General features: G+C 68.2%; 13 protein-coding genes. 7 read left to right on the top strand and 6 right to left on the bottom strand.

Going from position 1 to position 14,307, the window contains the following annotated elements; genetic code table 11:
• Nucleotides 1-136 precede the first annotated feature (136 nt).
• Nucleotides 137-1,078: a LysR family transcriptional regulator gene (locus tag LRR16_RS02415; protein ID WP_006576866.1), complete on the top strand. Its 942-nt coding sequence runs from the start codon at nucleotides 137-139 to the stop codon at nucleotides 1,076-1,078.
• A 42-nt stretch (nucleotides 1,079-1,120) separates the two neighbouring features.
• On the opposite strand, the gene LRR16_RS02410 is transcribed toward LRR16_RS02415, so the two are convergent.
• The gene (locus LRR16_RS02410) at nucleotides 1,121-1,522 is read right to left on the bottom strand and encodes a VOC family protein (protein WP_006576867.1); all 402 of its coding nucleotides are present in this window, start codon (nucleotides 1,520-1,522) and stop codon (nucleotides 1,121-1,123) included.
• Nucleotides 1,523-1,584: 62 nt separating this feature from the next.
• Nucleotides 1,585-2,031, bottom strand: coding sequence for a VOC family protein (locus LRR16_RS02405; protein WP_082928648.1), 447 nt, complete (start codon nucleotides 2,029-2,031; stop codon nucleotides 1,585-1,587).
• Nucleotides 2,032-2,289: 258 nt separating this feature from the next.
• Here LRR16_RS02405 and LRR16_RS02400 point away from each other — a divergent pair, with 258 nt between their 5' ends.
• Entirely contained in the window at nucleotides 2,290-2,763 is a 474-nt protein-coding gene (locus LRR16_RS02400; RefSeq protein ID WP_232204685.1) for a fumarate hydratase, read from the top strand.
• A 359-nt stretch (nucleotides 2,764-3,122) separates the two neighbouring features.
• A complete protein-coding gene (locus LRR16_RS02395; RefSeq protein ID WP_023263347.1) occupies nucleotides 3,123-3,314 on the top strand; it encodes a hypothetical protein in 192 nt (63 codons plus the stop codon).
• Between the two features lie 44 nt (nucleotides 3,315-3,358).
• Here the strand turns inward: LRR16_RS02395 and LRR16_RS02390 are convergent, their stop codons facing one another.
• Nucleotides 3,359-3,853, bottom strand: coding sequence for an Lrp/AsnC family transcriptional regulator (locus tag LRR16_RS02390; RefSeq protein ID WP_064576955.1), 495 nt, complete (start codon nucleotides 3,851-3,853; stop codon nucleotides 3,359-3,361).
• 197 nt (nucleotides 3,854-4,050) lie between these two features.
• On the opposite strand from LRR16_RS02390, the gene LRR16_RS02385 reads away from it, so the two are divergent.
• Nucleotides 4,051-4,401: a hypothetical protein gene (locus LRR16_RS02385; protein WP_232204684.1), complete on the top strand. Its 351-nt coding sequence runs from the start codon at nucleotides 4,051-4,053 to the stop codon at nucleotides 4,399-4,401.
• A gap of 33 nt (nucleotides 4,402-4,434) precedes the next feature.
• Here LRR16_RS02385 and LRR16_RS02380 read toward each other — a convergent pair whose 3' ends face one another.
• Nucleotides 4,435-5,268 (bottom strand): IclR family transcriptional regulator, encoded by an 834-nt coding sequence (locus LRR16_RS02380; RefSeq protein ID WP_232204683.1) that lies wholly within the window; start codon nucleotides 5,266-5,268, stop codon nucleotides 4,435-4,437.
• Nucleotides 5,269-5,483: 215 nt separating this feature from the next.
• Between LRR16_RS02380 and LRR16_RS02375 the strand changes: the two genes are divergently transcribed.
• Nucleotides 5,484-6,464 (top strand): tripartite tricarboxylate transporter substrate binding protein, encoded by a 981-nt coding sequence (locus LRR16_RS02375; RefSeq protein WP_232204682.1) that lies wholly within the window; start codon nucleotides 5,484-5,486, stop codon nucleotides 6,462-6,464.
• A gap of 63 nt (nucleotides 6,465-6,527) precedes the next feature.
• Nucleotides 6,528-8,906 carry a cytochrome P450/oxidoreductase gene (locus LRR16_RS02370; RefSeq protein ID WP_232204681.1) on the top strand — a complete coding sequence of 793 codons (2,379 nt, stop codon included), beginning with the start codon at nucleotides 6,528-6,530 and terminating at the stop codon, nucleotides 8,904-8,906.
• 24 nt (nucleotides 8,907-8,930) lie between these two features.
• On the opposite strand, the gene LRR16_RS02365 is transcribed toward LRR16_RS02370, so the two are convergent.
• Nucleotides 8,931-9,917, bottom strand: coding sequence for a LysR family transcriptional regulator (locus LRR16_RS02365; protein ID WP_064576877.1), 987 nt, complete (start codon nucleotides 9,915-9,917; stop codon nucleotides 8,931-8,933).
• A gap of 189 nt (nucleotides 9,918-10,106) precedes the next feature.
• Between LRR16_RS02365 and metE the strand changes: the two genes are divergently transcribed.
• Nucleotides 10,107-12,464, top strand: a complete 2,358-nt coding sequence (gene metE, locus LRR16_RS02360) for a 5-methyltetrahydropteroyltriglutamate--homocysteine S-methyltransferase (RefSeq protein WP_232204680.1) — start codon at nucleotides 10,107-10,109, stop codon at nucleotides 12,462-12,464.
• 142 nt (nucleotides 12,465-12,606) lie between these two features.
• Here metE and LRR16_RS02355 read toward each other — a convergent pair whose 3' ends face one another.
• Entirely contained in the window at nucleotides 12,607-14,052 is a 1,446-nt protein-coding gene (locus tag LRR16_RS02355) for a DUF1254 domain-containing protein (RefSeq protein ID WP_232204679.1), read from the bottom strand.
• Nucleotides 14,053-14,307 lie beyond the last annotated feature (255 nt).

Raw genomic sequence — 14,307 nt, 5'->3', positions numbered from 1 at the left:
GAAAGATCGAATAACCAGAACGGACGATTGCATTATTCTTCCATTCCCGAATGGTTATACGTCTGGGGATACGACTGCGGATACGACCGGGATACGACTCCCGCATCCAACCCCTTCGCCTTTTTCCTACTTCGCCATGCCCGCCTTCGCCGACCGCCTGCAGCACAACCTGATCTCCCGCCTGCGCCTGAAGCAGCTGTCGCTGCTGCTCGTATTGGAGCGGCATCGCTCGCTGTCGCGCGCGGCGGCGGAGCTGAACCTGAGCCAGCCGGCGGTCACCAAGGCGCTGCGCGAGATCGAGGAGATCTTCCTGACGCCGCTGTTTCACCGATCGCGCGCGGGACTGGAGGCCACCGAGACCGGTGCCGCGGTGCTGGCGTATGCGCGGCTCGCCTTGGCCGACGCACGCGCGCTCGGCGACGAGCTGGCGGTCCTCGATGCGGGGCTCGGCGGCAGGCTCCGGATCGGCGTGATTCCATTCATCGCGCCGGCGATACTCGACGCGGCCTGCTCGCATGCGCTGAGCCAGCAGCCGCGCATCGCGGTGCTGGTGCGCGAGGGCACCACCGACGAACTGGTCGGCGCGTTGCGCGCGCACGAGGTCGATTGCGTGATCGCGCGCTCCTTCTATGCCGCCGGCGAAGACATCGTGCAGATGCCGCTGTACCGCGAGGAGCCGGCGCTGGTGGTGCCGTCGCGCGCGGCGGCGCGGCTGTCGCGCGGCCCGCTCGATTGGGCGCGGCTCGCCACGCTCGACTGGATCATGCCGCCGCCGCAGACGCCGACACGCCGCACGATCAACACGATGTTTGCGACCGCGGGCGTGGCGCCGCCGCTGCCGCTGGTCGAGACCTATTCGATCAAGACGATCGCCACGCTGCTGCGGACGCAGCCGCGCACGATCACGATCGTGCCGCGCGCGGTCGCGGCGGAGCTTGCCAACGGCGGCGGCGCCGCGCTGCTGCCCCATGCGTTGCGCTGGGACCTGCCGCCGGTGGAGGCGATGTGGCTGCGCCGCGCCCAGCACAGCGGGCCGCTGATGGCGCTGGTGACGGCGCTGCAGGCGGCGAGCAGCTGAGAGCGCAACGCGCCGCCACCCACGCCGTGATGGGGTCTACGACTACTGCGCGGCCTCCGGCTGCATGTAGAACACCTCCCACAGATGGCCGTCCAGGTCTTCGTAGCCGTGCTGATACATGAAGCCGTAGTCCTTCGGCTCGTTCGGCGTGCGCGCGCCGGCTGCGACCGCCTTCGACACCATGTCGTCGACCGCGGCACGGCTGTCCATCGACAGCGCGAGTATCACTTCGTTGCTGCTGCCGGTATCGCAGATGGCCTTGCCGGTGAACGTCCTGAAGAACTCCTCGACCAGCAGCATCACGTAAATCTGGTCCGACACGATCATGCAGGTGGCATTGCGGTCGGTGAATTTCGGATCGAAGCGATAGCCGAGCCGCGTAAAAAAATCGACCGAGCGGTCGAGGTCCTTGACGGGGAGGTTGACGAAGATCTGGCTTGCCATCGAGGCGTCTCCTGTTTTCGGAACTGTTTTTGAAATGGAATGGGTCGGAATGCGATTTGTCGTTACGACGTGCTGACCCACGGATCATAGCTGCCGATGGTCCACAGATGGCCTTCCAGATCGAAGCAGCTGAAATCGCGGCCGCCATAATCCTGATCCTTCAGATCGAGCACGATCTGCGCGCCTGCAGCCTGGGCGCGCGCGAATACCGCATCGGGATCCGGCACGACCAGATAAATGCTTTGGGTCTGCCCGCCGCCGACTTCGTCTGGCTGGCGCATCAGCTTGCCATACGGGGAATCGAGCACCGAACCCAGCATCACCATGCCCTTGCCGTAACGCAATTGCGCGTGGGCAATGGTGCCGTCATCGTTTTCCACGACTAGGTGCCGGGTAAAACCAAAGGTATCGCATAACCAGGCGATTGCCGACGGCGCATCGCGATAGCGCACGCACGGGATCGCCGTGCTGCCCTGGCTGGGGGAAGCGCCGGAATTCATATCGGTCATTTCTGTCGCTCCTTGCGCGGCGTGGTGGCCGCGTTGTCAGTCTGGAATCGAATCGGAATTCGATTCGCCACCGGGAATGAATCGACTGAAGGACTCGCCGCGCAACACTGCCGCTCTCGCGCGGCAAATCCAGTAGGCAGCATAGACGATCGTTTTCTCGTGCAATGGCCGCGCACGATGCGACGAGAACGTTTCTTCCGACACGGGTGACCGGTTATACTCCGCGCTCCATAAACCACATTTCGGGTATATCGAACAATGGCCGTTGCCAACAAGAAAAGCGCACCGCGCGCAGTGAAGTCCGCCAAGCCGGCGGCGCCGACCAAGAAGGCCAGCGTGCTGGCACGCGAAGCGCAAGCCGCGAAGAAGCGCCTGCTGAAGCTGCGCGCCGACACCAAGAAGGCGATCGACGCCGCCAAGCGCGAAGTGGCCGAGGCCGTCGCCGCCGCCAAGCTGGCACTGCAGGCCGAGAAGCAGGCTGCCAAGGACAAGCTGGCCGCGCAGAAGGAAAAGGCCAAGGCCGCGAAGGCCGCGAAGTCGGCAAAGAAGCCGGCCGGTGCGAAGACCGCCGCGCCGAGGAAGGCTGCACCGAAGGCGGCTGCACCGAAGGCCACTGCACCGAAGGCAGCGAAGCCGGCCGCCAAGGTCGTCAAGGCTCCGAAGAAGGCTGCACCGAAGGCAGCCGCAAAGGCGAAGCCGGCCGCCGGCGCCGTCGTCGCCAAGGCAGCCTGAGCGCCGCCGATCCTGCTGCCATGCCCTCGGTCGAGGGCGGCATCATGGCACCGCGGCGATCGCCCGATCGCGCGGTGCCGACCCTCCCGCCGAGGGGCTACCGATTTGGGGGTAGCCAAGCCCATCCCTCTGTGCCGATAATCTGCTTTCTTCCGGCAGCACTTTCTTGCGTTAAATCACTTTGCGTCAATCGCTTGCGCTCATTGGAGTGAGCTTGGCAGCGCTTTTTCCGAACGCTCGCACGATGACCGCGCAAATGACACCGAATGGGAATGGCAATGAAGGAAGCCTTGCAACGTTGTCCGCTGTGCACAACCATCACGGAAGCATCGGCACGCCCGCGCTCATATGGGCAATGGATGCGCTATCAATGCCGCAATGACGACTGCGGTCCCACCGAAATCAGCACCAAGGCACGCTCGCATCTGCGGCGCGGCGAACGCCAGGCGGAACTGCGCAGCGTAGCGAAATCGTGCCGCCATAACGGCGCGCGCTTGCGGATCGGCTACGACGGCCCGAGCGGGGAATTCCAGCTGGAAGTGGTCGAATAAAAACGGGCTCGACGCCGACAGGCCACCGCGGCGCACCGCATGTCTCAGGGCTCGACCGACGGCTCGCGCTTCATGCAGCGCAGCACGAAGGTCGAGCGGCTGTGCCGCAGCCCGGGCAGCTTGTACAGCTTGTGGCGCAGGAACTCCTCGTAGCCTTCGGTGCCCGCCACCGCCACCTTGATCAGATAGTCATACTCGCCGGTCAGCAGGTACGCCTCCATGACCTCGGGCAGTTGCGCCAGTGCGCGGCCGAAGCGGTCGAGCATGTCGTCGTCGTGCCGCTCCAGCGTGACCTCGATCAGCACGGTGTCGGGCAGGCCCAGCGCCTTCTGGTTCAACAACGCGGTATAGCCCTGAATCACGCCGGCCTCCTCGAGCGCACGGACGCGGTTCCAGCATGGCGTGGGAGACAGCCCGACCTGTTCGGCCAGCTTCAGATTGGACAGACGGCCGTCCCGGCGCAGCGCGCGCAGGATGCGGCGGTCGGTTTCGTCCAGTTTGGGGGCGAGCTTGCCTGGCGGGCGCGCGGCGGGAGGCATCGTGGCGGTGCTGGTCGGATCGGCCATGGGAAACGGTTGGAGTCGGTCAATTCGGTCGAGAAAGAAGATTTCTCTCCACGAGAGCCACATACTATCCGATTCATTCTGCTTCGGACCTGAGATTCAGAATATTAAGAAGCACATTCTGGCTACCGGCTGGTAGATTCACTACATCGTCACTACCACCGGTTGCCGTCATGTCCGCCCAAGCCTCCACGCCCGCCCTGCAACTCGCGCTGCTGCTCGACCAGCACGATCTGATCGGCGCAATCGAGTGGACGCTGGCGACGGCGCGCCGTACCGGACTGGGACTGGCCGCGATGACGCTCTCGCATAGCGCACTGCCTGGCGCCGGCCAATGGCTGCGGCTGACGGTGACCGCTGAAGAGCCGGCGCTATTCTCTCTGCTGGTCAAGCGCCTGGAAAACGGCGTCGACGTGCGGGAAGTTGCCGTGGTCGAGGAAACCGCGGGCCAGCCCGAGGCGACGACCGTCCGGCGCCGCGATGGCGCGACCGCGGACTCGCCCGCCGCCGCGCCGGTTCACTGATCGGCGTTCACGCCCGCCTTCGGCGCCCCCCTGTCAGGCAGGCTCGGCCAGCAAGCCGTGGCCGAGCCGCTGCGACAGATCGGCGGCCGCCGCCTGGATGGCCGCGGCGACCGGACCATCGAGCCGTCCGTCGAAGGTGGCTGCGTTGCCCAGCGCCGTGATCGCCAGCACGATGCGGCCGTCCCGATCGAATACCGGTGTGCTGACCGAATCGACGCCCGCCAGCAGATCGCCATGGACGCTGCCGATCCCGCTGGCCCGCACCTGTTCACGCAGCTGCGCGACCTCGGCCGCATCGCGCGGAAAGCGCGGCGGCTGCAGCGCGGCGCGCGCCGTCAGTTCGGCCTCGATCCGTGACGCCGTCACGGCCGGATCGAGAAACGCGGTAAAGACGCGGCCGGTCGCCGAAGACAGCAGCGGCATCACGGAGCCCGGCCGCACATTGACCGTGACCGGCCGCAGCGAATCGCGCCACTGCACCACGGTCGGCCCGTGGCTGCCCCATACCGCAGCCAGCACCGTTTCGCCGGTCGACGCGCATAGGTCGTCGAGCACCGGCGTCACCAGCCGCAGCGGATCGAGCTGGGCCAGGCACGCCAGCCCCATCCGCAGCGCATTGCGCCCCAGGCTGTAGCGACCGGTGTCGTCCTGCTCCACATAGCCGCGCTTGACGAAGCTGGCGAGGTAGCGGTGCGCCTTGGCGGGGTGCATGCCGGCGGCGAGCGCCACGTCCTTCAGCGGCATCGGGTGCAGGGCGCCGGACAGCGCGTCCAGCACCGACAGCCCGGTCTCCAGTGCCTGCACGCCGGCGCCGCCGCGCTCGCCGCTGCCCTCCCCCGTCTCCGCTTCGCTTCGCTGATTGGCCATTCCGGTCGCTCCCTTTTTCGAGCGCTTGGTTGTTTGATTACGTATAGCGTAATGCTAGCACGCACAACGTAATTTTCTCTTGACAGCCCGCAGACCGCCAATTACTTTTGGCATAACCGCATTACGCCTGACGTAATTGCATCGATCCATGTCGGCAAACGCGGCAACAAGAAGACGGCCCACCGTCCGCTCACCCACCCGAGAGGAGACAAACAATGAGAAAGATCTCGTCGATGCTGGCGCTCGCCGGCACGATGCTGACCGCGCTGGCGCTGGCGCCGCAGGCCGCCGCCCAGAGCTTCCCGAGCAAGCCGATTCGCTGGATCGTGCCCTATGCCGCCGGCGGCGGCTCGGACTTCCTGGCCCGCACCATCGGCCAGCAGCTGTCGACCCATATCGGCCAGCCGATCGTGGTCGAGAACAAACCCGGCGCCAACACCGCGATCGCCGCGGCCGAGACCGCGCGCTCGCCGCACGACGGCTATACCGTGATGTCGGCCGACAACGGCACGCTGGTCTTCAACCCGGCGCTGTACAAGACGCTGAGCTACAACCCGACGCGCGACCTGGCGCCGGTCTCGCTGCTGGGCAAGTTTCCGATGATCCTGGTGGTCGGCGCCAATGCCGAATACAAGGACGCGCGCGACTTCCTGACCAAGGTCAAGGCCGCCCCCGGCAAGGTCAGCTACGCCTCGGCCGGCGCCGGCAGCCCGCACCATCTGGCGATGGAACTGCTGAAGGAGCGGGCCGGCCTGCGCATGGTGCATATCGGCTATCGCGGCGCCGCGCCCGCGCTGCTCGACGTGGTCGGCGGCCAGGTGCCGGCGATGATGACCGACCTGGCCGCGGGCGCCGCCTTCCTGAAGGCCGGCAAGCTGCGTCCGCTGGCGGTGGCCAACGCCACCCGGCTGCCGCAGCTGCCCAATGTGCCGACCTTTGCGGAGGTCGGCCTGCAGGGCGTCGAGGCCGCCGCGCTGGTCGGCATGGTGGCGCCGGCCGGCACGCCGCCCGACGTGATCGCCAGGCTGCAGACCAGCGTCGCCGCGGCGATCAAGCAACCCGAGGTCAACCGCAAGCTGGTCGACTTCGGCGTCGCGCCGGTCGGCAGCACGCCGGAGCAATTCGCCGCGTTGCTGCGCAGCGAGACCGCGCTGTGGCACAAGCTGATCCGCGACCTGAATATCACGCTCGAATGAGCACGGCGGGCGGGGTCATCGTCGGCCCTGCCCGCTGCGCCTACCTGTTGTAGAGGATCGACCATGAGCGAACGCACCGAACCTGCCCGTGCGCAGGGATGCCCTTTTCATGTCCAGCCGCACGGCCAGGCGAACGCCAGCGCGGATGCCGTTGCAACGCCCTTGAGCCCGACCGGCTGCCCGGTCAGCGCGCGCGCCGCGGACTTCGACCCGTTCGAGGACGGCTACCAGCAGGACCCGCCCGATTACGTGCGCTGGGCGCGCGAGCAGGAGCCGGTGTTCTACAGCCCCAGGCTCGGATACTGGGTCGTCACGCGCTACGACGACATCAAGGCGATCTTCCGCGACAACCTGACGTTCAGCCCGTCGATCGCGCTGGAGAAGATCACGCCGACCGGCGACGAAGCCAACGCAGTGCTGGCCTCCTACGGCTACGCGATGAACCGCACGCTGGTCAACGAGGACGAGCCCGCGCACATGCCGCGCCGGCGCGTGCTGATGGAGCCGTTCACGCCCGAACAGCTGCAGCACCACGAGCCGATGGTGCGCCGGCTGACGCGCGAATACGTCGATCGCTTCATCGACGACGGCAAGGCCGACCTGGTCGACCAGATCCTGTGGGAAGTGCCGCTGACCGTCGCGCTGCATTTCCTCGGCGTGCCCGAGGAGGACATGGACCTGCTGCGCAAGTATTCGATCGCCCATACCGTCAATACCTGGGGCCGCCCGAAACCGGAGGAGCAGGTCGAGGTCGCGCACGCGGTCGGCAACTTCTGGCAGCTCGCCGGGCGCATCCTCGACAAGATGCGGCAGGATCCGTCGGGCCCGGGCTGGATGCAGTACGGCATCCGCAAGCAGAAGGAATATCCGGACGTCGTCACCGATTCCTATCTGCATTCGATGATGATGGCCGGCATCGTCGCCGCGCATGAGACCACGGCCAACGCCAGCGCCAACGCGATCAAGCTGCTGCTGCAGCATCCCGACGCCTGGCGCGAGCTGTGCGAGGACCCGAGCCTGATCCCCAACGCGGTCGAGGAATGCCTGCGGCACAACGGCTCGGTCGCGGCCTGGCGGCGGCTGGCCACGCGCGACGTGCAGATCGGCGGCGTCGACATTCCGGCCGGCGCCAAGCTGCTGATCGTCACGTCGTCGGCCAACCACGACGAGCGCCATTTCGCCGACGCCGACCTGTTCGACATCCGCCGCGCCAATGCCAGCGACCAGCTGACGTTCGGCTACGGCGCGCACCAGTGCATGGGCAAGAACCTGGCGCGGATGGAGATGCAGATCTTCCTGGAGGAATTCACGCGCCGGCTGCCGCATATGAAGCTGTCGGAGCAGACATTCACCTACGTGCCGAACACCTCGTTCCGCGGACCGGAGCATCTGTGGGTCGAGTGGGACCCGAGCCAGAACCCCGAACGGCGCAACCCCGCGCTGCTGCAGGTGCGCACGCCGGTGCGGATCGGCGAGCCGTCCAGCCATGCGATCAACCGCACCGTGGTGGTAGAGAGCATGACGCGCGTGGCCGACGACATCGTGCGGCTGCGGCTCGTTTCACCGGATGGCAAGCCGCTGCCGCGCTGGTCGCCCGGCTCGCATATCGATGTCGAATGCGGCGATACCGGGGTGTCGCGCCAGTATTCGCTGTGCGGCGATCCGGCCGACAGCCGCGCCTTCGAGATCGCGGTGCTGCGCGAGGCTGACAGCCGCGGCGGCTCCGCGTGGATCCATCGCGAACTGAAGGCCGGCGACCGGCTGCGCATCCGCGGTCCGCGCAACCACTTCCGGCTCGACGAAAGCGCGCGCCGGCTGATCCTGATCGCCGGCGGCATCGGCATCACGCCGATCAGCGCGATGGCGCGGCGCGCGAAGGAGCTCGGCATCGACTACCAGCTGCACTACTGCGGCCGCGGCCGCGCGTCGATGGCGCTGCTCGACGAGCTGGCGGCGCTGCATGGCGACAGGCTGCATGTCTACGCGAGGGACGAAGGCGCGCGCGCCGACCTGGGCGCGCTGCTCGGCCAGCCCGATGCCGCGACGCAGATCTATGCCTGCGGCCCGGCGCGGATGCTCGACGCGTTGGCCGCCTGTTGCGCAAACTGGCCCGAGGACGCGCTGCGGGTCGAGCATTTCACCTCGACGCTGGGCGCGCTCGATCCGAGCAAGGAACAGGCCTTCGAGGCGGAGCTCAAGGACTCGGGCATCGTCGTCACGGTGCGCGCCGACCAGACGCTGCTCGCCGCGCTGCGCGCCGCCAATATCGACGTGCAGAGCGATTGCGAGGAAGGGCTGTGCGGCTCCTGCGAAGTGCGCGTGCTGGCCGGCGACATCGATCATCGCGACGTGGTGCTGACACGTGCCGAGCGCGAGGCGAACGGCAAGATGATGAGCTGCTGTTCGCGCGCCCGATGCGGGCGGATCGTGCTCGAGCTGTGAGGGTTCGCGGCGGGGCGGCCGCGTTCAGTTCCCGGTTCGGTCGCCTCGCTTGACTTCCTTCGCGCCTTCCCTGCCCCCTGCCCGCTGCGCCGCGTCGTCGGGCAGCAGCTCGATGCCGTCGAGATCGCGCGCGCAGGTCTCGCGCACGATCGCGACGAAGTCCCGCGCGAACGGCCGCTCGGCCAGCGCGGCCGGCATCGCCGCATACAACTCGCTCCACAGCCCGCGCGCGCCGATGCGCTTGGCCAGCACATAGTCGTGGTCGACGTAGTTCTTGACGCCCCAGTTCGGCAGCGCCGCGACGCCGCGCCGGCTGGCGACCAGCTGCAGGATGGCCACCGTCAGCTCCGCGGTACGGCGCTGCAGCCGGATGCCGGCCGGCTCCAGCACCTCGCGGATCAGATCGATGCGCGGCTCCGGCACCGGATAGGTGATCAGCGTCTCGCCCTCGAGGTCGGCCGCCTCGAGCCGCCGCCGGTTGCGCAGCCGATGCTCGTTGGCGATCACTGCCAGGATCTCGAAGCGGAATAGCGGCACCACGGCCAGCCCCCGCCGCGTCGGCGGCAGCGAGCCGATCACCATGTCGGCCCGGCCCTCGGCCAGCAGCGCCAGCGGGTCCGCATGAAAGCCCGCCACCAGGTCGACCTCGACCTCGGGCCAGCGCGTGCGGAATTCGTCCATCACCGGCATCAGCCAGTCGAAGCAGGTGTGGCACTCCAGCACGATGCGCAGCTCCCCGCGCGTATCGCCCTTGAGCCGCTCCAGATCGCGCTCGGCCGCGCTGATCGACGCCAGCACCTCGCGCGACAGCGCCAGCAGCCGCTCCCCTGCCGGCGTGAAACGCAGGCCGCCACGCGTACGGTCGAACAACGACAGGCCGTAGTGCGATTCGATCGCCTTGATCTGATGCGACAGCGCGGACTGGCTGACATGGACGCGCTCGGCGGCCGCGGCGAGCTTGCCGGATTCGGCGATGGCGACCAGCGAGCGGAAATGGCGGACCTCGATCATGGTGTCGTCCGAAGCCGGAGGGCGCCGGGTGTCAAGAAAATCATCGGGATGCCGCCGCCGAAGGAAGCCGCATATCGGCGCGTTATATGAAATTCATTCATATTTTGTTTAAAACATATCACTTGATTCATTTTACCCGCGACCGGACACTGTGCGCCAACTTGTTTTGAAGCGAGATTGGAGCGAGAAATGGCACGCACCCATATTCCGGGATTCCCACGCATCGGCGCGAAACGCGAACTGAAGTTTGCCCAGGAGGCGTTCTGGCGCGGCGAGTCGAGCGAGGCGGCGCTGCGCGAGTGCGCCGCCGGCCTGCGCAAGACGCACTGGCGCCTGCAGGCCGACGCCGGCCTCGACCTGGTCGCGGCCGGGGACTTCGCCTACTACGACCAGATGCTGGGCACCAGCGCCCTGCTCGGCGCGCTGCCCGCGCGCTTCGGCTTCGATCCCCGCACGCTGACGCTGGCGCAGTACTTCGAGCTGGCCCGCGGCAATGCGGCGCAGCCGGCGATGGAAATGACCAAGTGGTTCGATACCAACTACCACTACCTGGTGCCGGAACTGGGCCCCGACACGCGCTTCGACGGCGGGGTCGACTGGCTGTTCGACGAGATCGACGAGGCGCTGGCGCTGGGCCACCGCGTCAAGCCGGTGCTGGTGGGACCGGTCACCTGGCTGTGGCTCTCCAAGACCCATGTCGCCGGCTTCGACCGACTGACGCTGCTGCCGCGGCTGGCCGCCGCCTATCGCGACATCCTGCAGCGGCTGCAGGCGCGCGGCATCGAATGGGTGCAGCTCGACGAGCCGGCGCTGTGCCTCGAGCTGGACGGTGCCTGGCTGGACGCGTATGACACCGCCTACGCCGCCCTCGGGGACTGCGGCGTCAAGCTGCTGCTGGCGACCTACTTCGACTCGGCGGCGGACCACGCCGCCCGCGCCGCCGCGTTGCCGGTGCACGGTTTCCACCTGGACCTGGTGCGCGCGCCGCAGCAGTGGCAGGCCTGGCGCGAAGTGCTGCCGGCCGGTGCCGTGTTGTCGGCCGGCGTCATCGACGGCCGCAATATCTGGCGCGCCGACCTGCGCGCGATCCTCGCGCGGCTGGCACCGCTGCACGCCGAACTCGGCGACCGCCTGTGGCTGGCACCGTCCTGCTCGCTGCTGCATGTGCCGGTGTCGCTGGCGCCGGAAACGCGCCTCGACCCCGAAATCCGCAACTGGCTGGCGTTCGCCACCGAGAAACTGGACGAACTGAAGGTACTGGCGGCCGCGCTGAACGACGGCGAAGCCGCGGTGGCCGACGCGCTGGCCGCCTCCGATGCCGCCCAGGCCGGCCGCCGCGCGTCGCGCCGCGTCGTCAATGGCCAGGTGCGCCAGCGCGTGGCCGCGGTGACGCCGGAGATGGCCGATCGCCGCAGCCCCTTCGCCCAGCGCATCGCCGATCAGCGCGCGGCGCTGCAGCTGCCGCCGCTGCCGACGACCACCATCGGCTCGTTCCCGCAGACCGCCGAAATCCGCCAGACCCGCGCGGCCTTCAAGCGCGGCGACCTCGGCGCGCTGGCCTATCTGCAGCGCATCCGCGCCGAGATCGAAGACGCCGTGCGCCGCCAGGAGGCGCTGGGCCTGGACGTGCTGGTGCATGGCGAGGCCGAGCGCAACGACATGGTCGAATACTTCGGCGAGCAGCTGTGCGGCTATGCCTTTACCGAGTTCGGCTGGGTGCAGAGCTATGGCTCGCGTTGCGTCAAGCCGCCGCTGATCTATGGCGACGTCTACCGGCCCGAGCCGATCACCGTCGATACGGCCCGCTATGCGCAGTCGCTGACCGAGCGGCCGATGAAGGGCATGCTGACCGGCCCGATCACGATGCTGCAATGGTCGTTCGTCCGCGACGACCAGCCGCGCGCCGACACCGCGCTGCAGCTGGCGCTGGCGATTCGCGACGAGGTGGCGGATCTCGAACAGGCCGGCATCCGCGTGATCCAGATCGACGAGCCGGCGCTGCGCGAGGGCCTGCCGCTGCGGCGCGCCGATTGGGACAACTATCTGCAGTGGGCGGTGCGCGCCTTCCGCATTGCCGCGGCCGTGGTCCGCGACGATACGCAGATCCACACCCATATGTGCTACGCGGAGTTCAACGACATCCTGCCGGCGATCGCCGCCCTCGATGCCGACGTCATCACGATCGAAACGTCGCGCTCGGCGATGGAGCTGCTCGACGGATTTGCCGCGTTCGACTATCCGAACGAGATCGGGCCGGGCGTCTACGACATCCACTCGCCGCGCGTGCCCAGCGTCGAGGCGATCGGCCAGTTGCTGACGCGCGCCTGCCAGGTGATTCCGCCCGAGCGGCTGTGGGTCAATCCCGATTGCGGACTGAAGACGCGCGGCTGGTCCGAGACCGAGGCGGCGCTACGCAATATGGTGGCCGCGGCCCGGCAGTTGCGCGAGCGGCTGGCGGCGGAGGGTCCGGCGGGTCTGCGGGGCCAGCCGGTGGCACGCGAGCGTGCGGCCCATCCGGCGGGCCAATGCGATTGCGCGGCGCATTGATGGGGGCATTGATGGGCGCATTGATGGCGCATTGATGGACGCCTTCAGCGGCGCTGCAGCGCGGGCGCAATGACGAAGGGGCGGCTCCGGGCCGCCCCTTTTTGCTGCGTTGGCGCCAGCAGTTGGCGCGCGCTGTTGACGCTCAGTCCGCGCCGATCTTGCGCACCGGCGGCGCGCTCCAGTTGCCATCCAGCGCCGCCGGCTGCGGCCAGTAGAGCCGGAGCATCAGATTGAACGGACCGTCGGGAGCCGGCAGCCAGTTGGCCGCCTGCGCCCGCGGCGGCCGCGCATGCTGGACCACGATCTCGACCGAGCCGTCGCGGTTGCGCCGCAGCCGGTCGCGGCTGCCGATCGCATGGCGGTTCAACGGGTTCGCGACAACATCCTGCGCCTGGTCGTACAGCGACAGCGACCAGAACGCCTTGGCCGGCGGCAGCGCGTTCTTGTCGAAGCGGATCACATAGCGATTCCCACCGTGCAGCGGCTGGCCGCTGGCGTCCGCATTGGCGCGAAACACCAGCGTGTCCTCGCCCAGGCTGGTCCCCAGCGCCAGCCACGCGGTGGCGGCGCGGCGGTCGTAGTCGGTGCCGTAGCGCCCCGCGTCCTTGCGCGACAGCCAGGCCCCTGACGCCGCGCCCTCGCCGCCGCGCGCCAGCGCGACGATGCGGGCCAGCGCCCGCGTCGCGCCGTCCTGCAGGGCGCGCGCCGTTTCCGGTTCCAGCACGGTGGTCGAATACGGGGCGCCCGGCACGATGCCCAGCCCGCGTACCTTCTGCATCATGCCCTCCTCCGCCGCGGTCGGCGGGTTGGCTGGCAGCAGCGAGGCAAAGCGGTTGAAGAACGCCTGCGCGTCCATCGCGGCGACCTGCTCGACCGGAGGCGTCTCCAGGTCGACCGCCGCCGGCGGGATCGTCGGCACCGCCGGCAAGGCGCGGCGGCCATTCGGCCAGGCTGCCAGCGGCGTCAGACGGTAGCCGTTCCGCAGCCGCTGCGCGGCCGCCTGATCGTGCTTGCCGTCGACCTGGATATGGAGCGCCGCCCATGCCATCGCGGTCGGAGAGCGGATCTCGCGCACGCCGGCCGGCAAGGCGCCGGTCCAGTCCGGACCGACGATCGCATAGTTGCCGCGCTGGGTGCCGGTGGTCCGCTTGCCCAACGCGGAGAACACGTTGGACCAGGCGTCCAGCAACTGGATCGTGTAGTAGCGGCCCTGGGTATCCGGCACGCTGAGCACGACCGGCCCGCGCGACAGATCGAGCCAGGCGATCGAGGTCAACGTGTCGGCGTCCGGGCTCGCGATGTCGGAGGCCCCGGGGCGCGGCGCGCCGCGCTGGTGGACAAAGGTATTGACGGCTGTCTGACCGGCCGCGCCGGCCGCGGCCCGTGCCGCCATGACTTCGCGCGTGACATCGGTCAGCACGAGGGGATAGGCGTAGGTATAGACTTCGACGGCCAGAGCGCGGGCGTCGTCCCGCGTCGGTTGTACTGCCACCCGCATCGGCGACTCGTCGGGCGGCACCGCCGCGCACCCCGCCAACAGCGCGGCGACTCCCGCCGCGCCCGCCACCAGGCGAATCCACTGCATCATTTCCCGTTCCTTCTTGTGCGGCTGTCCCAACGGCAAATGCCGATCCGGGGCGCCTTCTTTTCCGACCAGAATGATGGATAGCCTGGGCCGGGGTTGTCAACGACAGTGTGGCGTCCGCACGCCGCGGCCGGTCGATCTTCGCACCGTGGGACCACGGCACGCGCCCGGGGGCGCGAACCCGGCGGCGGACCAACGGTCAGCCCTCAGTAGCCCGCAGTAGCCCACTGACCCACTGACCCGCTGACCCAATGGCCC

The organism is Cupriavidus sp. UGS-1 (assembly GCF_021213615.1).
In the GTDB taxonomy this organism is placed as follows: Bacteria; Pseudomonadota; Gammaproteobacteria; order Burkholderiales; family Burkholderiaceae; genus Cupriavidus.
The sequence above is the reverse complement of the archived record's forward strand: the minus strand, read 5'-3'. Positions and strand labels throughout refer to the sequence as shown.

Bases quoted from the DNA above. Each gene is read 5' to 3' on its own strand.
- LRR16_RS02415 (WP_006576866.1), top strand. From the start codon at position 137: ATGCCCGCCTTCGCCGACCGCCTGCAGCACAACCTGATCTCCCGCCTG.
- LRR16_RS02410 (WP_006576867.1), bottom strand. From the start codon at position 1,522: ATGGCAAGCCAGATCTTCGTCAACCTCCCCGTCAAGGACCTCGACCGC.
- LRR16_RS02405 (WP_082928648.1), bottom strand. From the start codon at position 2,031: ATGACCGATATGAATTCCGGCGCTTCCCCCAGCCAGGGCAGCACGGCG.
- LRR16_RS02400 (WP_232204685.1), top strand. From the start codon at position 2,290: ATGGCCGTTGCCAACAAGAAAAGCGCACCGCGCGCAGTGAAGTCCGCC.
- LRR16_RS02395 (WP_023263347.1), top strand. From the start codon at position 3,123: ATGCGCTATCAATGCCGCAATGACGACTGCGGTCCCACCGAAATCAGC.
- LRR16_RS02390 (WP_064576955.1), bottom strand. From the start codon at position 3,853: ATGCCTCCCGCCGCGCGCCCGCCAGGCAAGCTCGCCCCCAAACTGGAC.
- LRR16_RS02385 (WP_232204684.1), top strand. From the start codon at position 4,051: ATGTCCGCCCAAGCCTCCACGCCCGCCCTGCAACTCGCGCTGCTGCTC.
- LRR16_RS02380 (WP_232204683.1), bottom strand. From the start codon at position 5,268: ATGGCCAATCAGCGAAGCGAAGCGGAGACGGGGGAGGGCAGCGGCGAG.
- LRR16_RS02375 (WP_232204682.1), top strand. From the start codon at position 5,484: ATGAGAAAGATCTCGTCGATGCTGGCGCTCGCCGGCACGATGCTGACC.
- LRR16_RS02370 (WP_232204681.1), top strand. From the start codon at position 6,528: ATGAGCGAACGCACCGAACCTGCCCGTGCGCAGGGATGCCCTTTTCAT.
- LRR16_RS02365 (WP_064576877.1), bottom strand. From the start codon at position 9,917: ATGATCGAGGTCCGCCATTTCCGCTCGCTGGTCGCCATCGCCGAATCC.
- metE (WP_232204680.1), top strand. From the start codon at position 10,107: ATGGCACGCACCCATATTCCGGGATTCCCACGCATCGGCGCGAAACGC.
- LRR16_RS02355 (WP_232204679.1), bottom strand. From the start codon at position 14,052: ATGATGCAGTGGATTCGCCTGGTGGCGGGCGCGGCGGGAGTCGCCGCG.